This window comes from Larkinella insperata (assembly GCF_026248825.1).
Classification (GTDB): Bacteria; Bacteroidota; Bacteroidia; order Cytophagales; family Spirosomataceae; genus Larkinella; species Larkinella insperata.
The window spans coordinates 1,960,054-1,977,465 of the sequence record NZ_CP110973.1 but is presented as its reverse complement, the minus strand read 5'-3'; the positions used below and the strand labels follow the sequence as shown (position 1 = coordinate 1,977,465).

Below are 17,412 nucleotides of genomic sequence, written 5' to 3'. Positions count from 1 at the left end.
ATTCTTCACTCATAACTCACTCTACAGGTTTCCTTTCTTTAATTCCGCTGCCGCATAATTCGCGGCCCGGGCGGTCAAGGCCATGAAGGTGATGGACGGGTTTTGGTTGCCGACGGACGTCATGCAGGCCCCGTCGGTAACAAACACGTTTTTACAAGTGTGAAGCTGGTTCCACTGGTTGAGCAACGAAGTTTTGGGGTCGTGGCCCATCCGAACGCCCCCCATTTCGTGAATATCCAGACCGGGATTCCGGTTGTCGTCGTACGACGCGATCTTTTTACAACCCGCCTTTTCCAGCATTTCAGCCCCCTGCACTAAAAAGTCTTTGATCACCTTCTCGTCGTTCGCATCGTACCCAATCGAAGTAATTAGTTGCGGAATGCCAAACGGATCTTTCTGATCTGGGCTCAATCGAACGTGGTTTTCGTACTTCGGTACGGTTTCGCCCTGCATCATCATGTACACGCTCCAGTTGCCGGGTGTCAGCAGGCTTTCTTTGAATTCGGCGCCGAAGCCTTCCTGGCCCATGCCGCGTCCCCAGCCCGCCCGACCGGCGCTGAACGCCACCATATACCCCCGCTGAAAATCTGTTTCCTGCTTTTTCACGTTCCGGAATGAGGGCATAAAAGCCGTGGTGGGCCGACGGCCGTAGAAATACTGATTTTCATACCCGTCGAACGCTGCCGTCAGGCTGCCCCGGTAATTGTGAAAAGCCACGTAACGACCCAGCAAACCGTTGTCGTTGCCCAAACCGTTTGGAAAACGGCTGGACGTTGAATTCAGCAAAATCAGGTTGGAATTGAGAGCAGCCGCGTTGACGAAAATGATCTTGGCGAAATACTCCGTCATCTGCTTCGTGTTGGCATCAATCACCCGCACGCCGGTCGCCCTGCCAGACCCTTTTTTGTCGTCATACATAATTGAATGAACAACAGAATCGGGTCGCAGGGTCAGATTACCGGTTTTGGCCGCCCAAGGAAGGGTCGCCGAATTGGAACTGAAATAACCGCCAAACGGGCACCCCCGATAACACAGGCTCCGCGACTGGCATTGGCCCCGGCCCTGCTGCAAATGAACGGCCTGGGGTTTGGTCAGGTGGGCGCAGCGACCGATGATGACGTGCCGATCGGCATAGTTGTCTCTTACGGCTTTCTGAATGTGTTTTTCAACGCAGTTGAGTTCAAACGGCGGCAGAAATTCGCCGTCGGGCAGGCTGTCGATACCGTCTTTGTTGCCGCTGATACCAACAAACCGTTCAACATGGCTGTACCAGGGGGCCAGGTCGGCGTAACGGATGGGCCAGTCGACCGCAAAACCGTCGCGGGCGGGTGCCTGAAACTCGTAGTCGCTCCACCGCTGGGTTTGCCGCGCCCAGATCAGCGATTTGCCGCCCACCTGATAGCCCCGAATCCAGTCGAACGGTTTCTCCTGAATATAAGGGTGGTCGGCATCTTTGACGAAAAATTGCTGCGTCGCTTCGTCCAGGGCATAACACTTGGTCGCAACGGGGTTGGCGGTTTCGAAAGCATCGGGCATTCGGTTGCGGTGGGGCAGGTCCCACGGATTGGCCATGGCGGTGGGGTAGTCCGTCACGTGTTTCACCGGGCGGCCCCGTTCCAATACCAGCGTTTTCAGGCCTTTTTCGCACAGTTCCTTGGCCGCCCAGCCTCCGCTGATTCCCGAACCGATCACAATGGCATCGTAGCTCATCTGTTCCCGGGCTTTTCCGTTCAAATGCATTGAAATAGTAATTGAAGTCGTCTCGATCAATTGGCAAGATACGGAAATCCCGGTTCTGATGCTTACCAGTTTTTGATCAGTTCGTTGAACTCATCGAGCAAAAACCGCGTGCGTTGGCCGGGTTTTCCGTCGCCAATGGTGAGGTCGCTGATCTGAACAATCGGAAGGACTTTCTTCGTCGAACTGGTTGTAAACGCTTCGTCGGCATCGTAGAGGTCGGAAAGCGTGACGGGGCCTTCTTCAACCTGAAAGTCGTTCTGGGCCAGGTGCATGACAGTTCGGCGCGTAATGCCGTGCAGAATGTGGCGGTTGGGGGTAATCAGTCGATCCCCTTTAAAGAGAAAGAAGTTACTCCGGCTCAATTCGCTGATTTCGCCGTTTTTGTGGTACAACACGTCCGACGCCCGCGCCGACCGGATGGCCTGAGCAAGCAGAATCACCCGTTTGTAGTCCGTACTTTTTACTTCGGCCATTTCGCGGACGTATTCGTCCAGAATCACCTTGATGCCTTCTTCGTACTGGTTCGGCGGGGTGGGGTGAATTTCTTCCGCCATCATCAGGAGGTTGGGCCTGACGACGCTGATGCTGTCGGGACTGTAACCGCCCGTCATGACAAACCGTACGGCGATGTCCGGCAGGTTGCATTTATCAATCAGCTCCAGAACCACCCGGTGAGCTTCTTCTTTGTTGATCGGTACGGGCAAGTGCATTTTGGCCGCCGAATTGGCAAACCGTTCCCAGTACCAGTCCCACTGAAAGGGCCGACCGTTGTAGGTGCGGAAATAATCGAATAATCCGAAGCCGCGCAGCAAGCCAAGATCCGTAATGCCAAAGGCAATTTGCTCGACGGGAAGAATGGAGCCGTTGAAATAACCGTACATACCCTATCCTGATTTCTGAGCGGAGATCACACGGATTTAAGAATTAACCAGGAGAAAGATTCAGCTACATCCTATAATCCGTGCAATCTCCGTTCGAGACCGTTCAGCTTGTTTACACCAGTTTTTTATATTTAATCCGCTTCGGCGTGGCATCGCTGCCCAGCCGTTTTTTGCGGTTTTCTTCGTATTCCGAGAAGTTGCCTTCAAACCAGTAAACCTGCGAATCGCCTTCAAACGCCAGAATGTGCGTGGCCACGCGGTCGAGGAACCAGCGGTCGTGGGAAATAACGACGGCGCAACCGGCAAAATTTTCCAGACCTTCTTCCAGCGCCCGGAGCGTATTCACGTCGAGGTCGTTGGTGGGCTCATCGAGCAGGAGCAGGTTGGCGCCCTCTTTCAGCATCATCGCCAGGTGAACGCGGTTGCGCTCCCCGCCCGACAGGTTGCTGATTTTTTTCTCCTGATCCGAACCGGTGAAGTTAAACCGGCTGACGTAAGCCCGGGCGTTAGCTTGTTTGCCGCCCAGCATAATCCATTCGCTGCCTTCGGAAATGGTTTGAAAAACCGTCTTATCCGGGTCCAGACCGTCGTGTTCCTGATCAACGTAGGCCCACTTCACGGTTTCACCGACATCAAAGGTGCCGTTTTGGGGTTGCTCCTTGCCGGTGATGAGTTTAAACAGCGTCGTTTTACCTGCACCGTTCGGACCAATAATGCCCACGATACCGCCCTGCGGCAACTGGAAATTCAGATCTTCGAACAGCAACCGGTCGCCAAAAGCCTTGGAAACACCGTGGGCTTCGATCACCTTCGAACCCAGACGCGGACCCGCCGGAATGAAGATTTCCAGTCTTTCCTCCTTCTGACGGTTTTCTTCGCTCAACAGCTTTTCGTAAGCACCCAATCGCGCCTTCGACTTGGCCTGGCGGGCCTTGGGGGCCATCCGAACCCACTCGAGTTCGCGTTGCAGGGTTTTCTGGCGTTTGGACTCCTGTTTCTCTTCTTTTGCCAGACGCGTCTGCTTCTGGTCGAGCCACGATGAATAGTTGCCTTTCCAGGGGATGCCTTCGCCCCGGTCGAGTTCCAGAATCCAGCCCGCTACGTTGTCCAGGAAGTAACGGTCGTGCGTTACGGCAATAACGGTTCCGGCGTACTGGCGCAAATGCTCTTCCAGCCACAACACCGACTCGGCATCCAGGTGGTTGGTCGGTTCGTCGAGCAGCAGCACATCAGGTTGCTGGAGCAGCAGGCGGCAAAGCGCTACCCGGCGCTTTTCACCGCCTGATAAATTAGCGACTTTGGCATCCGAGGGCGGACACCGAAGTGCGTCCATGGCTTTCTCAAGCCGGTTATCCAGTTCCCAGGCGTTGAGGTGATCCAGTTTTTCCTGGACCTCGCCCTGTCTGGCAATGAGTTTGTCGAAGTCAGCGTCGGGGTCGCCAAAGGCTTCGTTGATCTGGTCAAATTCCTTCAGCAGATCCACGGTTTCCTGTACACCTTCCTCCACGACTTCCTTCACGGTTTTGTCTGGATCGAGCTGCGGTTCCTGTTCCAGCATGCCCACGGAGTAGCCCGGTGAAAACACAACTTCGCCCTGGTAGTTCTTGTCAATACCGGCGATGATGCGCAGCAGTGTTGATTTACCGGAGCCGTTCAAGCCTAAAACACCGATTTTTGCGCCGTAAAAAAAGGAAAGGTAGATATTCTTTAGGATTTGTCGGTTTGGCGGAATAATTTTACTGACACCCGCCATTGAGAATATAATCGTTTCCTGACTCATGGTTTTGGTTACTTTTGTAGGTGGCAAATATCAACAATTAAACCCATAGCTCAGTCTTAAAGAGTAAAATAATGGAACAGGCTCAATTGGTAGACGAATACGGTTACGTCAAAGACGGAAAGGTATTCTTATCGGGCTACCTCAGCTATCCGGACCGGCAAATCGGTGAAGTGAAACGCACAGAACAGGAAGCGCTCGATTATTTCAAAAACAGGTTTACAATTGCCGAAAACAAGGTAAACCAACTCGAGCAGGAAGTTCAGGAGGCCCAGAATAAAGGGTCCTACCTGACAAAACTTGTTCAGTTGCGGAAAAAACTCCTGAATTTCGATGCCATCGGTAACTTCATTCCGTTGTTGAACCGGCTCGATGAGCTGGAAGAAGTACTGGTGGAACTGATTCGGACGAACCAGCTCAAAAACCTTGAAATCAAGCAAGCGTTGCTGGCCGAAGCCGAATCCGTTGCTGACAACAGCGAATGGAAGGAAACCGCCGAGAAGCTCCAGGAAATTAAGTTAAAGTGGATCAAAACTGGCCCGGTCGACAAAGAACTGGACGAAACCATCGAAACACGTTTCGGCGAAACGTTAGACGGGTTTTTCCAGCGTCGGCGCGAGTTCTTCAATGAGCAAAACAAGGTGATTCAGGAGCGCATGGACCGCTACGATAGCCTGATTGCGCAGGCGGAACGGGCGGTGCGGACGATCTACGAAGCCGATCGCAGCCGTCCGTTCAAACGCGACGGTCTGGAAGGGGAAGCCCTTGAACGTGCCAACATTGCCGAAGAACGGTACATGAAGGTGCTGACGGAAGCTTACCACCTGATTCGGAACCTGAACAACGAGTGGAAAGAAGTGGGTGAAGTGCCGATCAAAAAATCCGGCAAGATCCTCAAAAAATACCGTCGGGCCACCAAAACCGTTTTCGATCGCTACAACCTGGCGCGGGGTATCCAGCCGAAAGTCCGGATTGACCCGCGCGTAGAACAGCAGATGAAAATGGCCGACGAAGTGGAGAAACTGGCTAAACAGTCTGACATCCCAGCGGCCGCCGACCGGGCGAAACAATTGCTCAACCAGTGGAAGGAAATCAAGATTCCGTTTAAACTGGTCGACAAAACCGTCGCCGATCGGTTCCGCTCCGCCTGTGATAAGATTTTTGAATTAAACTATCTCGAACGTGTAATCACCCGCAAATACCCGGCTTTTGAGCTCAAAAGCCGTTCGGAGCAGTTGCGGACGAAAGTTCGGGAACTGGAGTATCTGGTTCGTCGCGAAAAAAGCGATCTGGCCATGTCAATGAGCAGCATGGACAGCATGGGACGCCCGGGAAATGAGGAGGCTGATAAGATGATGATGAACAAGGTGAATACCCAAAAGCGCAAAATTGCTATGAAAGAACAGATACTGGTGGAGTTTAATAAAGAGTTGAATCAGTACTGAGAAGATAGAAGGTAGACAAAAGACAAGAGAGTAAAGAATTCCAATACGGTTTTCTTTACTCTCTTGTCTTTTGTCTTTATTCGCTTACCGAGTTCACGGTTTCCGGCGCTTCAGGGCCAGATCGTGGGCGGTATCGTAGTAGGAGCGGAGGTTGGTCCAGTCGAAGACTTCCGCAATGTTCTCCACGCGGTTGCGCTGCGTAATGCGGTCGCGCTGCGAGAGCCGGACAAACCGGAACAGAATGTTGGCCAGTTGTTCGGCGGCTTCGTTGAACGTCTGCGTTTTGCGGTTGACAACGTAAATGCCCCGGTTTTCGTAATCGCGCATGATCTGCATGATAAAGTCGCCAAAACCGGACAAATCGCTCGTGACGGTCGGAATACCGCGCACCACGCATTCCAGTGGCGTGTAGCCCCAGGGTTCGTAATAGCTTGGGAAAACGCCCAGGTGACAACCCCGCACAAACTGGCCGTAATCCAGCCCGAAGAGCGGGTTGGTCGACGAAATAAAGTCCGGGTGGTAAACGACTTTCACCCGGTCGTGGGCGTTGTTGACCAGCTGAATCTGCCGGATAAACCGCACCATATCGTCTTCCTGAACCAGATCGTGCGTTACAAACGGGGGCAGGTTTTTGGTCTTAAAGCTTTGAATGGTTCGCCGGAGCCGGAGCCGCCAGTATTCATCCACAAACTGGTTCAAATCCGGCAGGTTGATGTCTTCGCCCGAAGCCGCACTCAGGAATAGTTTATTTCCCAATTCGTTTTCGATGGCTTTGCAGGTTTCCTGAATTTCGTCCAGCAGGGCGCGGCTGTGCAGAACATCGGGGTTGACGGACCGGAACGGCTGTTTGGTAATCATGAACATCACCACCGTGGTGTCCATGTTGGCTTCCTGCATTTTATAATTCAGACGGGCGAGGGCTTCGAGCGTCAGGTCGTAGCCTTTGTTACTGAATTCAAACCGTCCTGAGGTGAAAAAATACAACGTCTTTTCCAGGTCAAACGAATAACTCTGGAAGAAGTGCCCCATGATAAACTCGTGAATCCGCTCCTTGTACTTGACGTGCAGGTTCTGGAATTCGTGCACCGCCGTAAACCGGACAATGTTGAGGCCATTGGGCAGAATCAAGTCGGGAATGCGGCCCAGGAAAACTTCGCACTCGCGGGCGGTTACGTCGCTGACGGTGGTGAAAACATGGCATAGCTGGGCCGAAAGCCGTTCAATGGTAGCCTGCGCTTCAATGTTGTAGTGCTTGGCTTCGCGTTGCCAGTCGAAAAAGGGGAGTTTTCCGTAAAAACCGGATTCATTCTGTGCCAGATAGCGGCCGAGCATCGTCGCGTGGGTCGTGAAAACCGTCGCGATTTTGACGTTATCCTGGCGTAGATCCGGTAAACCGCTGCTGGCCATCCACTCGTGGAAGTGGACCGTAATGTCGACATGGCGGGCGCTTTCTTCGGCCAGTTCGGTCAGAAATAGTCGGATCATCTCCCCGAACCCGACCACCTGATTTACCAGGTCTTCAACGCCCAGGGTGGAGATGCCGTGCCGTTGCCAGAGTCCGTATTTAACCTGATCCAGACCGGCCCCCAGGCTTTGAATGCCAAAAAGCACCACCCGGGGCTTACCGGTAATGAGCCAGTAACCGTATTGAACATCGAGGCCCCGCGACCGCATACTCTGCACCACCCGACCGATTTCGGTACCGTCGTCGTGCGTGATGGGTTCGAATTCAACAGCCGCCCGCTGGGGAAAATACGGGCCGAGCAGGATGTAGTCGTTATCCCACTTTTCAACCATCGACGGCACTTTCGACCGAATAACCGTATAAATACCGCCTACCTGGTTACACACTTCCCAGGCGGCTTCAATGAGCAACTTTCGCTTAGATGCAGAGAGCAACGATTCCAATGCTATACAATTTTTAGGGGTGGCTAACCTACCTTTTTTTACTTACCCGAGCAACAGTAAGAAGACTGTTTACGGATTATTATGTTTTTACTACCAATCACAAATGGCACATTCCCTTTGGCAAAGGCGATTAGCGCGGTGATTTTACTATTTTTACAATAACTTTCAAATTATCAATTCGTTCATGTCCGCCGAAACTCGTCACATTTTGTTAATGGACGGTCCCGACAGCACGGGGCTTATTCACCGCGTTACCGGAGTACTGGCCCACCACAATCTGAACATCATCCGAAACGACGAATACGTAAGTCCCGACCGGCAGTTCTTCATGCGAACCGAGTTCGAAGGTAACTACGATTCCGTTGTTTTGTCCGACAAATTACGGGAGACCTTGCCGTCTGGGATTAATCTGCGCATTAATCCTAAAAAAAAGAAAAATATTATCGTTTTTGTTACAAAAGAACATCATTGTTTGGCGGAACTGCTCATCCGATACGCCTTCAACGAGCTGGACGCCGACATTCTGGCCGTGGTCAGCAATTACAATTCCCTGCAATCGTTGGTCAGCAAATTCGGCATTCCCTTTCATTTTGTTACCCACGAACACCGTACCCGGGAAGAACACGAGGAAGCCTTGCTGCGGACGCTGTCGATTTATGAGCCGGAATACATTGTGCTGGCCAAATACATGCGCGTGCTGACACCCGCGTTCGTCAGCCATTTTCCCAACCGTATTGTCAATATTCACCATTCTTTTCTGCCCGCGTTCATGGGCGCCAGCCCGTACCGGCAGGCCTACGACCGGGGCGTCAAAATTATTGGGGCGACGGCCCATTTTGTAAACAACGACCTCGACGAAGGGCCCATTATTGCCCAGAATATTAAGGAAGTGGATCACCGGCATACGGCGGCCGACATGGCGACCGAAGGCAAGGATGTCGAGAAAATCGTGCTGTCACAGGCGCTGAAACTGGTCTTCAACGACCGGGTTTTTATCCATCAGAACCGAACGATCATCCTGTAGGCCGAACAGTGTGCCAGTAACACTTGTTTTAGTAAAACCGGACTTGTGTCGATTGTAAAGACGGTTTTTAAAAGCAATGGCGAGAGTTGCGCACTGGATAAAAGTAGTACTGGCCGCGGCAGGGGTTTCTTTGCTGGTGAGCTTGCTATTTCCGCTCTTGCTGACAACCGTCTATAAAGAACGAGTTATTCTGGCCGTCCGGGAAGAATTTGCCAGCCATTCGGAACAGCGGCTGGCGGACTTTGGGGTGAAATTTTCATTACTTAGCCACTTTCCCCATTTAGCCATTCAACTGACCAACGTCTCGATTACGGATAACCACCGGCAAAAGCCGATGGAAATTGTCGGGATCGATCAGGCCCATCTGGTCATCAGCACCACCGATTTATTTCGGGAAAGCCGTACCGTGCGGAAAATAGTTCTGAAGGGAATCCGGTACAAACAATGGGTCGACTCGACCGGGCAGAAATCAGCCCTGACCTGGAAAACCGAAAGCCGTTCCGACCGCGAGCACGGGCATTCGGTGGGAATTCCCGAAATACGCATTGAAGATGCGACCGTAACCGTCGTAAATGGCTACAAAAAGAACGCCTTTTCCATGCACATCCAGCAAGCCGACCTGAGCGGGAAGCTGGTTAAAGAAGGATTGCAGCTAAAAGGTACGCTCGGTGGCACCATTGAATACGTTAAAAACCGGACGCTGACCCTGTTTCGGAATCAGCCTTTTCAGGCCAGCGTTCACTATGCGTATAATCCGGCGACCAAAACTGGGCGATTTAGCCAAAGCCAAGTCGTGGTCAACGGTGCTCCCGTCGTCCTGACCGGCAGCCACCGCAAACTTCCCGAAAAGCAAGGTACTGATTTGGACATCGGAATGCGGGGTGTTCAGCCGGCGCAAGAGTTTCTGGCGGCTTTGCTGCCCGATTCGCTCAAACGGTACGCGGGCGACACGGCTTTTAAAGGAAATGTGGCATTTCAGTTTCGGATGCACGGACGGAGCAGTGCAACCGTACGGGCGCACAACGAAATCAGTTTCCGGCTACTGGCCCGGAATTACCGATGGCCCAAAACTCCGGTAATTTTCCAAACCGTTCAATTGCGGGGTAACTGGAACAACGGCTCCGCCAACGCTCGCGAAACTTCCGTCCTGACCCTGCAGCAATTTCAGTTGCAGTGCGGGGCCGATACGCTGGCCATGAAGGGTACGCTGACCAATCTGGTTTCGCCCGTCGTCGACGCTACCATGCGCGGTAATCTGTCGCTCATGCAACTGGCGCAGCTCATGAATTGGCCCGGCGACTCGCTATACCGTGGCACGGCTTCCATCAATCTGGCCGTTCGGAGTCCGTTGTTGTATTCGAACGTGATCAACCCGTCGCCGGTCGAGCCGTTCTGGCAGGGAACGCTTCGCATTAAAGATGGCTGTCTGCTGTTTCCGAAACCGTCCGGGCGGTGTACGGCGCTCCGTGCTGATATCCATTTTATTCCGGAAAACAACATGCTTCGGATTCAGGAGGTCGTCGGGAAAATGGAAGGCCGGGCATTTAAAATAAACGGGGAAGTGACGAACCTGCTGCGGTTTGCCCTAGGCGGCAATCAGGCTACGCACCCGGTTCGGACCAAACTGGCGGCCCACTGGCAGGAACTGGATTTCTCGAAACCTATCCCGGCCAGATCCCGCCCATCAACCCCGAAGAAAATTCCGACCGCAACGGACAGCCTCCTGGCGGGGCTATTATTCGGTACGGAGTATTCGGCCGTTTTCCGGATTGATCGCATTCGGCTGCCATCGGGTGAAGATTTAAAGGATATGTCGTTTGTGATTAACAAGAAGGGCGAGGAAGTTCGCGTTCCGCAGTTGTTATGTCAGACGACACTGGGCGGTAAAATCGCGGGGCTGGGGCATTTTCAACTAAACCAGGATGGTATTCAGGAACCATACGCGGCTTTGAGCCTGTCGTACGACCAACTGAAGCTGCAACGGCTGCTGAGCCTGCTGTCCGGCCTGAACAGTATGCAGGCCACGTACAAACGGCCGACTGCGCAGAAGCGGAAGTCTCTGATCAGTGATTACCAGTTTGATATTGAGGTGAAGGCCCGCAAGCTGGATTACAACGCGCTTCGGGGACACGACTTTGGCGTGAAGACGGTCATCAAAGACGAAACCGCGCAGCTCGAACGACTGACGATGAATGCTTTCGGGGGGCGGCTGGGGGCGCGCGGGTTGATGAAGCTGGATGAGGTCAAGGGCATTCCGGTTAAACTCAACGTGACGCTGCAGAAAATGGATTTATACCAGCTTTTCCGGGCGGCTGAAGAAATGCAGATCGACGTGCTGAAGAGCGAAAACATCCGCGGCAACGTAGATTGCTCGATGACGCTGCGGACCGAGCTGGACAAAGATTTTCTGCCGGATATGAACAAAACAACGGCCTACACAAAAGCCGAGGTCCGGCAGATGGAGCTGATTGAAGTGCAGCCCATTCAGCAGGCGTTGCGGTTTTTGCCGAAAGCCAAAACCAGCCACATTTATTTTGAAGACGTTGATGCTCAGTTTCTGCTGCACAAGAACCGGATTCTGATGCCGGACCTGAACCTAACCAGCAATCTTTCGTACCTTCACCTGGATGGCGATTACACGCTCAACAAAAAAGCGGCTTTTCTGGTCGAAATCAGCCTGACGGACCTGCTCTTTGGCAACAACAAACGGCGCATTCGCCAGATTCAGGAGGGGGATTCTACCCGAATGACCGGCGGTTTGAAAAATCACCTGCTGCTGCACCGCGACCTCGGCAAGTATCGAATGAAAATGTTTGGCCGCCGGGACTTTGAAGCCCAGCGAAAATCGTTACATTACGAATGGAAGGCCGAACTGAGCCGCCATAAAATTGACACCACCTTTGCCCGATGAAGCAAGGCACAACGGTCGGCCACGCGCTCGCCGATCTTCGCCACCCGGCGTTTTCATTTTGGCGGCTCAGCCTCGGTACGATCCTGCTGCTGCTTCTGGCTTCAGCGGCTCCGGCCCAGGATCGCTTTCGACCCGACATTGATTCGGCCTATGTTCGTACTTTTCCCGGCAAGCTGACCGGCCGGGCGTACATTTCCCAGAAATACACCTCCTTCAATCTATCGACGCCAACCACGGATGCTCCGGTGCTGCGGTTTCTGCCCAATGCCCCGCTGAATCTGGGCATCGGAGCAACGTTCAACGCCCTGACGGTAAACATGGCGTATGGTTTGTCGTTTCTGAACAAAAACAACGGCAAGGGAGAGACGAAGAATATCGACCTTCAAACGCACGTATATACGCGAAAGTGGGTACTTGACGGGGTAGCCCAGTTTTACAACGGCTACTTTCTGACGCCCCGCGGAAATGCCGCGGCCAGCCCGGAGCTTTATTACCACCGCCCCGACCTGCGGGTGAATCTGGTGGGGGTGGGCATTCGGCGGGTATTCAATTTCCGGCGGTTTTCGTTCCGGGCTTCTTTCGTTCAGAACGAGTGGCAGAAGCGGTCGGCGGGCACTTGGCTGGCCGGTTTTCAGGTCTATTACGGTATTGTGCGGGGCGACAGCGCGCTGGTTCCTGAACGCGTCCGGCCCACTTTCCCGGACGAAGCCGTGCGCCGGATGCGGTTTTTGAAACTTGGACCCAGTGCGGGCTACGCGTACACGTTCGTCTACCGGCAACACTGGTTTGCCACGGCCGCGCTGATGGGCAATCTGAACGCAACTTTTAGCAAGGAATTATTCGAAAACCGGGATCAAATCCGGAGCAACGTGCGGCCCGATCTGCACTTTCAGGTGGTGGGCGGTTACAACAGCAACCGGTGGTGCGTAACGCTGGGCTGGATCAATGGTTCGGTAATGGTGCGCAACCCGCTCTATCAATATACGTTGCACACAGGTAACTATCGCTTTACGGTCGCCCGGCGTTTTATCGCCCATTCGCGTCTGAAGAAACTAGTGCCGGAAACCATCAAAGTTCTGTAATTTGCGGGGGAGGGCCGTTCCCGAAATTATCTGTCGGATTTATCGCGGCAGAAGGTTAAAATAGGCAAAAATATGTTCTCTAAATTATTATCTTTCGAGTCGAAATAATCCTACGCTCATTTCTTCCCTGTTTTTAGGTTGCCAACATGCAAAAATTACAAATCCTCGATTACATTGTTTTCTTTATTTATTTCATCATTGTTGCCTCCTACGGCTACTGGATTTACAATAAAAAGAAGACAAAGGAGACTTCATCTACTGACTTCTTTCTGGCAGAAGGGTCGCTGACTTGGTGGGCCATCGGCGCATCCCTGATTGCTTCCAATATTTCGGCGGAACAATTCATCGGAGCATCCGGCGACGGCTTTGCCATGGGGCTGGCCATTGCCACCTACGAGTGGATGGCGGCCGCAACGCTGATTGTGGTGGCGGTTTTCTTCATGCCGATCTACCTCAAGAACCGGATCTTCACGATGCCGCAGTTCCTAACGCAGCGATACAACAATACCGTCTCGATGATCATGGCCATTTTCTGGCTGTTTCTTTATATCCTGGTCAACCTGACATCAATTCTATTTCTGGGTGCGCTGGCCGTTTCCACTATTTCGGGCCTCAATTTTACGGCCTGTATGATTGGTCTGGCGGTATTTGCGGTCATCATTACCTTGGGCGGGATGAAGGTTATTGGTTTTACTGACGTTATTCAGGTATTTTTCCTGATTCTGGGCGGGCTGGCAACTACGTATCTGGCCATCAATCTGGTTTCGACGGAGAATGGTACCGATGGCATTGTAAACGGGTTTAACCAGATGCTAACGCAGTCGGAAGACCATTTCCACATGATTTTCCCGAAAGGCCATCCGCATTACGCTTCGCTGCCCGGCCTGACGGTTCTGATTGGCGGGATGTGGATTGTCAACCTGAATTACTGGGGATGTAACCAGTATATCACACAGCGGGCACTGGGGGCGGATCTGAAAACGGCCCGCGAGGGAATTCTCTTTGCGGCTTTCCTCAAACTCCTGATGCCGATCATCGTGGTGCTGCCCGGTATTGCGGCTTACACCCTGTACCAGAATGGTTTGTTTCAGCAGGAAATGCTGGATGCCACGGGCGAAATCAACAAGGACCACGCTTATCCGGTCCTGCTAAACCTGCTGCCTGCGGGTTTGAAAGGACTTTCATTTGCCGCTTTGACCGCGGCCGTGGTGGCGTCGCTGGCCGGTAAAGCCAACTCGATTTCAACCATTTTTACCCTTGATATTTACAAGAAGTACATTGCCCCGAACGCTAGCGAGCAGAAGCTGGTGCGCGTGGGCCGGGTGGCGATCTGGGTCTCCATGCTGATGGCAATTTTTATCTCGCCGTTCATGGGAATCGATAAGAAAGGGGGCTTCCAGTTTATTCAGGAAATGACGGGGCTGGTTTCGCCGGGCGTCTTTGCGGCTTTTATCATGGGCTTTTTCTGGAAGAAGACGAACTCGAGCGGAGCGCTGTTCGCCATTGTGGGCGGTTTTCTGCTGTCGCTGTTCTTCAAATACGTTCTGCCCGGGATGGTTAATCTGGAGTTTCTGGCGCCGTCTGGTTTTGCGGTATTGGGCGCCGACGGAGTTTATACCATCCCGTTCTTGGACACGATGGGCTTTGTCTTTTTAATTTGTGTGGCGGTGATGATCGTCCTCGGGTTGCAGAAACCCAGCAGCAAAGGTCTGGAAATCGACGCCAGCATGTTCAAGACCTCATCGAGCTTTGCCATTGGCGCGGCCGTGGTAATCGCGGTGATTACGTTTCTGTACGCTTACTTCTGGTAAGCGGGTTTAGACGTTCGTTCGCAGCGTGTAGCGGAGCCCCTGATGGACTCTTTTCCTTCGCTACTCGCTGCGAACTTTTTATTTCACAGTTTTCACCATTGCCTGCACCACTGCACCGCTGGTACTTAACCACTCAAATTCACTCATGGCTACCGACGCCATCGGCACGTTTGGATTACGGTATACCATCCCGCTGTCCATGACCTGCTTGGCAGTCAAATGCAGCGCATGTATGCCCGTTTCGGCCAGTCGGACGGCATTAGCCGGGGTTACACCCGCTCCAGCCATAATCTCGATCCGGTCACCGGCCTGCTGGGCCAATTGTTTTAACAGTGGAACACCCGCTTCGGCACTGGCTTGCTGTCCCGAAGTCAGAATGCGTTCGGCTCCCGTGCGAATAACGGCCTCTAGCGCTTCCAGCGGGTCACGCGCTACATCAAACGCGCGGTGAAACGTAGCCGGCAGGGGGTGTGCTCGTTGAATCAGCTCCGCTGTTTGTTCCTCATCCACGGTCCCGTCGGGTTTTAACAGCCCCAGCACGATGCCATCCGCCCCGGCTTCTTTGGCCGCTTCAATGTCCCGACGCATCACGGCCAACTCTGTTTCATTGTATAGAAAATCACCGCCCCGGGGCCGAATCATCACATAGATAGGAATTTTAACTTGTTGCCGCGCCAGGGTGATTAGCCCGTAGCTGGGTGTCGTTCCACCTTCGGCGGCTCCCCCGCATAATTCGATTCGGGAAGCGCCGTTGGCTTCGGCAATGAGGCAGGATTCCAGTGAAAAACAGCAAATTTCAATCTTCATTGATTAATAGGTTGTTAGAAAAACAGAAAGTTTGGATAGTTGATGGCAAACAATTTTATTCGCGAGCAGGTTAATTGGCCTAAACAGCATTCTAACCGTTTCTGAAAGATTTTTCAGGGACATGTCTAGGATATTCATATTTTTTTACTTTTGCACAATTTCACGACAGTCAGTCGTCATATTTTTTAGCAGCAACGCGTATGTATTGGACACTCGAATTGGCATCGTATCTGGAAGATGCCCCCTGGCCGGCTACCAAAGATGAGTTGATCGATTACTCGATTCGCTCAGGCGCTCCCTTAGAAGTAGTCGAAAACCTGCAGGAGTTGGAGGACGACGGTCAGCCCTACGAGAGTATCGAGGAAATATGGCCTGATTACCCCACAAAAGACGACTTCTTTTTCAACGAAGACGAGTATTAGAGCGGGTTTGCCCTCTGCATTCGCCCATAAAGTAACACCCTTGCGGTTGGACTTTATGGGTTTTGCCATTTGTGCCCCCTGAATCTCTTTTAACGAGATTCGTATTTTTTAGGAGCGTACAAAAAGCCGAAGGCTTCGGCCCCATCCCGTTTGTGAACTTTGTGGTGGACGTAATGCGCCCGCATGATTCGTTTCAAATACGGATTGCGGGGTTTAAACCGGAATTTGATCCGCCGGTGCACGATGATGTCGTGAAAAATAAAATAAAAAATACCGTATAAAGTCACGCCAATGCCGATAGGGGCCAGAAACCAGAGTGGTTCCACCTCAAACCCCAAAACCACCAATCCAACGGCCACCAAGCTGAATACTACACTGAATAAATCGTTACGTTCCAGAAAACCCGAATGGTGGTTGTGGTGCGAATGATGCCAACGCCACATAAATCCGTGCATGATGTACTTGTGCGTCCACCAGGCGGCTCCCTCCATTCCTACAAACGTAACCAGAATAATTACAACGTTTAGCATTGTTTTTGTGTTACTAAGTTAGATACAACCAAAGCGTAAACCACTAACTAACATAAATAGTTGATCCCGTTAAGAATCAGCGAAGTTAGCCGATTTACGGGTAAAATAGTTGAGTAAACCTTTGGTTTGTATTCATTAAAAGGGTTATATTTAAAAGCAAGGGAGGGCTGGCAACCTTCTTGATATCTACACAGCCGACAGACGGATGGACTACAGGGCGCTCAAGGAACTGGTTAGACAGGGTGAGGGAACGCATCTCGAATTCAAGTTGAAGTCCAATCACCCCGAACGGATTATCCGCGAAATTGTGGCGTTTGCTAATACGGAAGGCGGGAAACTGCTGATTGGAATTGGCGACGATAAAAGCATCCAGGGTCTCAAACACGTCGATGAAGATGAATACCTGCTGGAGCGCGCCATCGAACGGTATTGCACCCCGAAAATTGAGTACCACATGGAACGTGTGGCGCTAACCAATGAACGGGACGTGCTGGTAATCACCGTTCCGGAAAGCGACCGGAAGCCGCACTTCGTGGATGATCCGCTCAACGATTTTAGGCGGGCTTACGTGCGGGTTGATGACAAAGCCGTGCAGGCCAGCAAAGAGGTACGCGAAATCATGAAAGGCGAGACTGCCGACCGTAACGTACGGTTTACGTACGGCGATAAAGAGCAGGCATTGATGCAGCATCTGGACCATAACCAGAGCATTACCGTCGATTTGTTTGCCCGGATTGCGAATATTCCGCGGAAAATGGCTTCCCGGACGCTGGTGCTGCTGGTGCTGGCCAATGTGCTGGAAATCCACCCCAATGAGGTGGTCGACCAGTTTACGAGCCGTACGGGGTAAGGCGTAGAGGGAATGAAGTATACCGAATGAAAAATGATAAATGTGAAAGCAAACCCCGTTGGGTACTTTTGCGTTTATCATTTTTATTTTCCAGCGAATCAATCGATTCTGGTTCAGTGGTTATGAAGCTTTTCCACTACCTTTGTGTATTGTGATCAACGGTAACGTGCTGTTGCAATAGAGAATAGGTCAAACACGTTTGAACTGAAGAGCCCGGTGGGCGT

The 17,412-nt window shown here is 52.2% G+C and carries 13 protein-coding genes; 7 read left to right on the top strand and 6 right to left on the bottom strand.

Annotated features, from left to right (window positions below):
* Positions 1–21: 21 nt before the first annotated feature.
* The 3 genes from OQ371_RS08070 to ettA form a co-directional block, all read right to left on the bottom strand.
* On the bottom strand, positions 22–1,740 hold the full coding sequence (locus OQ371_RS08070; protein ID WP_265993277.1) for a GMC oxidoreductase: 1,719 nt from the start codon (positions 1,738–1,740) through the stop codon (positions 22–24).
* Positions 1,741–1,802: 62 nt separating this feature from the next.
* Entirely contained in the window at positions 1,803–2,621 is an 819-nt protein-coding gene (locus OQ371_RS08065; protein WP_265993276.1) for an aminotransferase class IV, read from the bottom strand.
* A gap of 112 nt (positions 2,622–2,733) precedes the next feature.
* The gene (gene ettA, locus OQ371_RS08060) at positions 2,734–4,401 is read right to left on the bottom strand and encodes an energy-dependent translational throttle protein EttA (protein WP_265993275.1); all 1,668 of its coding nucleotides are present in this window, start codon (positions 4,399–4,401) and stop codon (positions 2,734–2,736) included.
* Positions 4,402–4,472: 71 nt separating this feature from the next.
* On the opposite strand from ettA, the gene OQ371_RS08055 reads away from it, so the two are divergent.
* Positions 4,473–5,843: a DUF349 domain-containing protein gene (locus tag OQ371_RS08055; RefSeq protein ID WP_265993274.1), complete on the top strand. Its 1,371-nt coding sequence runs from the start codon at positions 4,473–4,475 to the stop codon at positions 5,841–5,843.
* A gap of 93 nt (positions 5,844–5,936) precedes the next feature.
* On the opposite strand, the gene OQ371_RS08050 is transcribed toward OQ371_RS08055, so the two are convergent.
* Positions 5,937–7,751, bottom strand: coding sequence for a glycosyltransferase (locus OQ371_RS08050; protein ID WP_265993273.1), 1,815 nt, complete (start codon positions 7,749–7,751; stop codon positions 5,937–5,939).
* A gap of 184 nt (positions 7,752–7,935) precedes the next feature.
* On the opposite strand from OQ371_RS08050, the gene purU reads away from it, so the two are divergent.
* From purU to OQ371_RS08030, 4 genes are all read left to right on the top strand, one after another.
* Positions 7,936–8,775: a formyltetrahydrofolate deformylase gene (gene purU, locus OQ371_RS08045; RefSeq protein WP_265993272.1), complete on the top strand. Its 840-nt coding sequence runs from the start codon at positions 7,936–7,938 to the stop codon at positions 8,773–8,775.
* 76 nt (positions 8,776–8,851) lie between these two features.
* Complete coding sequence (locus OQ371_RS08040; protein ID WP_265993271.1) at positions 8,852–11,686, top strand: AsmA-like C-terminal region-containing protein; 2,835 nt, start codon at positions 8,852–8,854, stop codon at positions 11,684–11,686.
* Complete coding sequence (locus OQ371_RS08035) at positions 11,683–12,768, top strand: DUF4421 domain-containing protein (protein WP_265993270.1); 1,086 nt, start codon at positions 11,683–11,685, stop codon at positions 12,766–12,768. The genes OQ371_RS08040 and OQ371_RS08035 overlap by 4 nt, the downstream gene beginning before the upstream one ends.
* 146 nt (positions 12,769–12,914) lie before the next feature.
* Positions 12,915–14,579, top strand: coding sequence for a sodium/sugar symporter (locus tag OQ371_RS08030; RefSeq protein WP_265993269.1), 1,665 nt, complete (start codon positions 12,915–12,917; stop codon positions 14,577–14,579).
* Between the two features lie 78 nt (positions 14,580–14,657).
* Here the strand turns inward: OQ371_RS08030 and OQ371_RS08025 are convergent, their stop codons facing one another.
* Positions 14,658–15,386: a copper homeostasis protein CutC gene (locus OQ371_RS08025; RefSeq protein ID WP_265993268.1), complete on the bottom strand. Its 729-nt coding sequence runs from the start codon at positions 15,384–15,386 to the stop codon at positions 14,658–14,660.
* Between the two features lie 200 nt (positions 15,387–15,586).
* On the opposite strand from OQ371_RS08025, the gene OQ371_RS08020 reads away from it, so the two are divergent.
* On the top strand, positions 15,587–15,808 hold the full coding sequence (locus OQ371_RS08020) for a DUF2795 domain-containing protein (protein WP_009284883.1): 222 nt from the start codon (positions 15,587–15,589) through the stop codon (positions 15,806–15,808).
* An 89-nt stretch (positions 15,809–15,897) separates the two neighbouring features.
* Here OQ371_RS08020 and OQ371_RS08015 read toward each other — a convergent pair whose 3' ends face one another.
* Positions 15,898–16,338, bottom strand: a complete 441-nt coding sequence (locus OQ371_RS08015) for a sterol desaturase family protein (RefSeq protein ID WP_265993267.1) — start codon at positions 16,336–16,338, stop codon at positions 15,898–15,900.
* Between the two features lie 205 nt (positions 16,339–16,543).
* On the opposite strand from OQ371_RS08015, the gene OQ371_RS08010 reads away from it, so the two are divergent.
* Positions 16,544–17,188 (top strand): AlbA family DNA-binding domain-containing protein, encoded by a 645-nt coding sequence (locus OQ371_RS08010; protein ID WP_265993266.1) that lies wholly within the window; start codon positions 16,544–16,546, stop codon positions 17,186–17,188.
* Positions 17,189–17,412 lie beyond the last annotated feature (224 nt).

Coding starts and splice junctions, on each gene's coding strand:
- OQ371_RS08070 (WP_265993277.1), bottom strand. CDS start 1,740: ATGCATTTGAACGGAAAAGCCCGGGAACAGATGAGCTACGATGCCATT.
- OQ371_RS08065 (WP_265993276.1), bottom strand. CDS start 2,621: ATGTACGGTTATTTCAACGGCTCCATTCTTCCCGTCGAGCAAATTGCC.
- ettA (WP_265993275.1), bottom strand. CDS start 4,401: ATGAGTCAGGAAACGATTATATTCTCAATGGCGGGTGTCAGTAAAATT.
- OQ371_RS08055 (WP_265993274.1), top strand. CDS start 4,473: ATGGAACAGGCTCAATTGGTAGACGAATACGGTTACGTCAAAGACGGA.
- purU (WP_265993272.1), top strand. CDS start 7,936: ATGTCCGCCGAAACTCGTCACATTTTGTTAATGGACGGTCCCGACAGC.
- OQ371_RS08040 (WP_265993271.1), top strand. CDS start 8,852: ATGGCGAGAGTTGCGCACTGGATAAAAGTAGTACTGGCCGCGGCAGGG.
- OQ371_RS08035 (WP_265993270.1), top strand. CDS start 11,683: ATGAAGCAAGGCACAACGGTCGGCCACGCGCTCGCCGATCTTCGCCAC.
- OQ371_RS08030 (WP_265993269.1), top strand. CDS start 12,915: ATGCAAAAATTACAAATCCTCGATTACATTGTTTTCTTTATTTATTTC.
- OQ371_RS08025 (WP_265993268.1), bottom strand. CDS start 15,386: ATGAAGATTGAAATTTGCTGTTTTTCACTGGAATCCTGCCTCATTGCC.
- OQ371_RS08020 (WP_009284883.1), top strand. CDS start 15,587: ATGTATTGGACACTCGAATTGGCATCGTATCTGGAAGATGCCCCCTGG.
- OQ371_RS08015 (WP_265993267.1), bottom strand. CDS start 16,338: ATGCTAAACGTTGTAATTATTCTGGTTACGTTTGTAGGAATGGAGGGA.
- OQ371_RS08010 (WP_265993266.1), top strand. CDS start 16,544: ATGGACTACAGGGCGCTCAAGGAACTGGTTAGACAGGGTGAGGGAACG.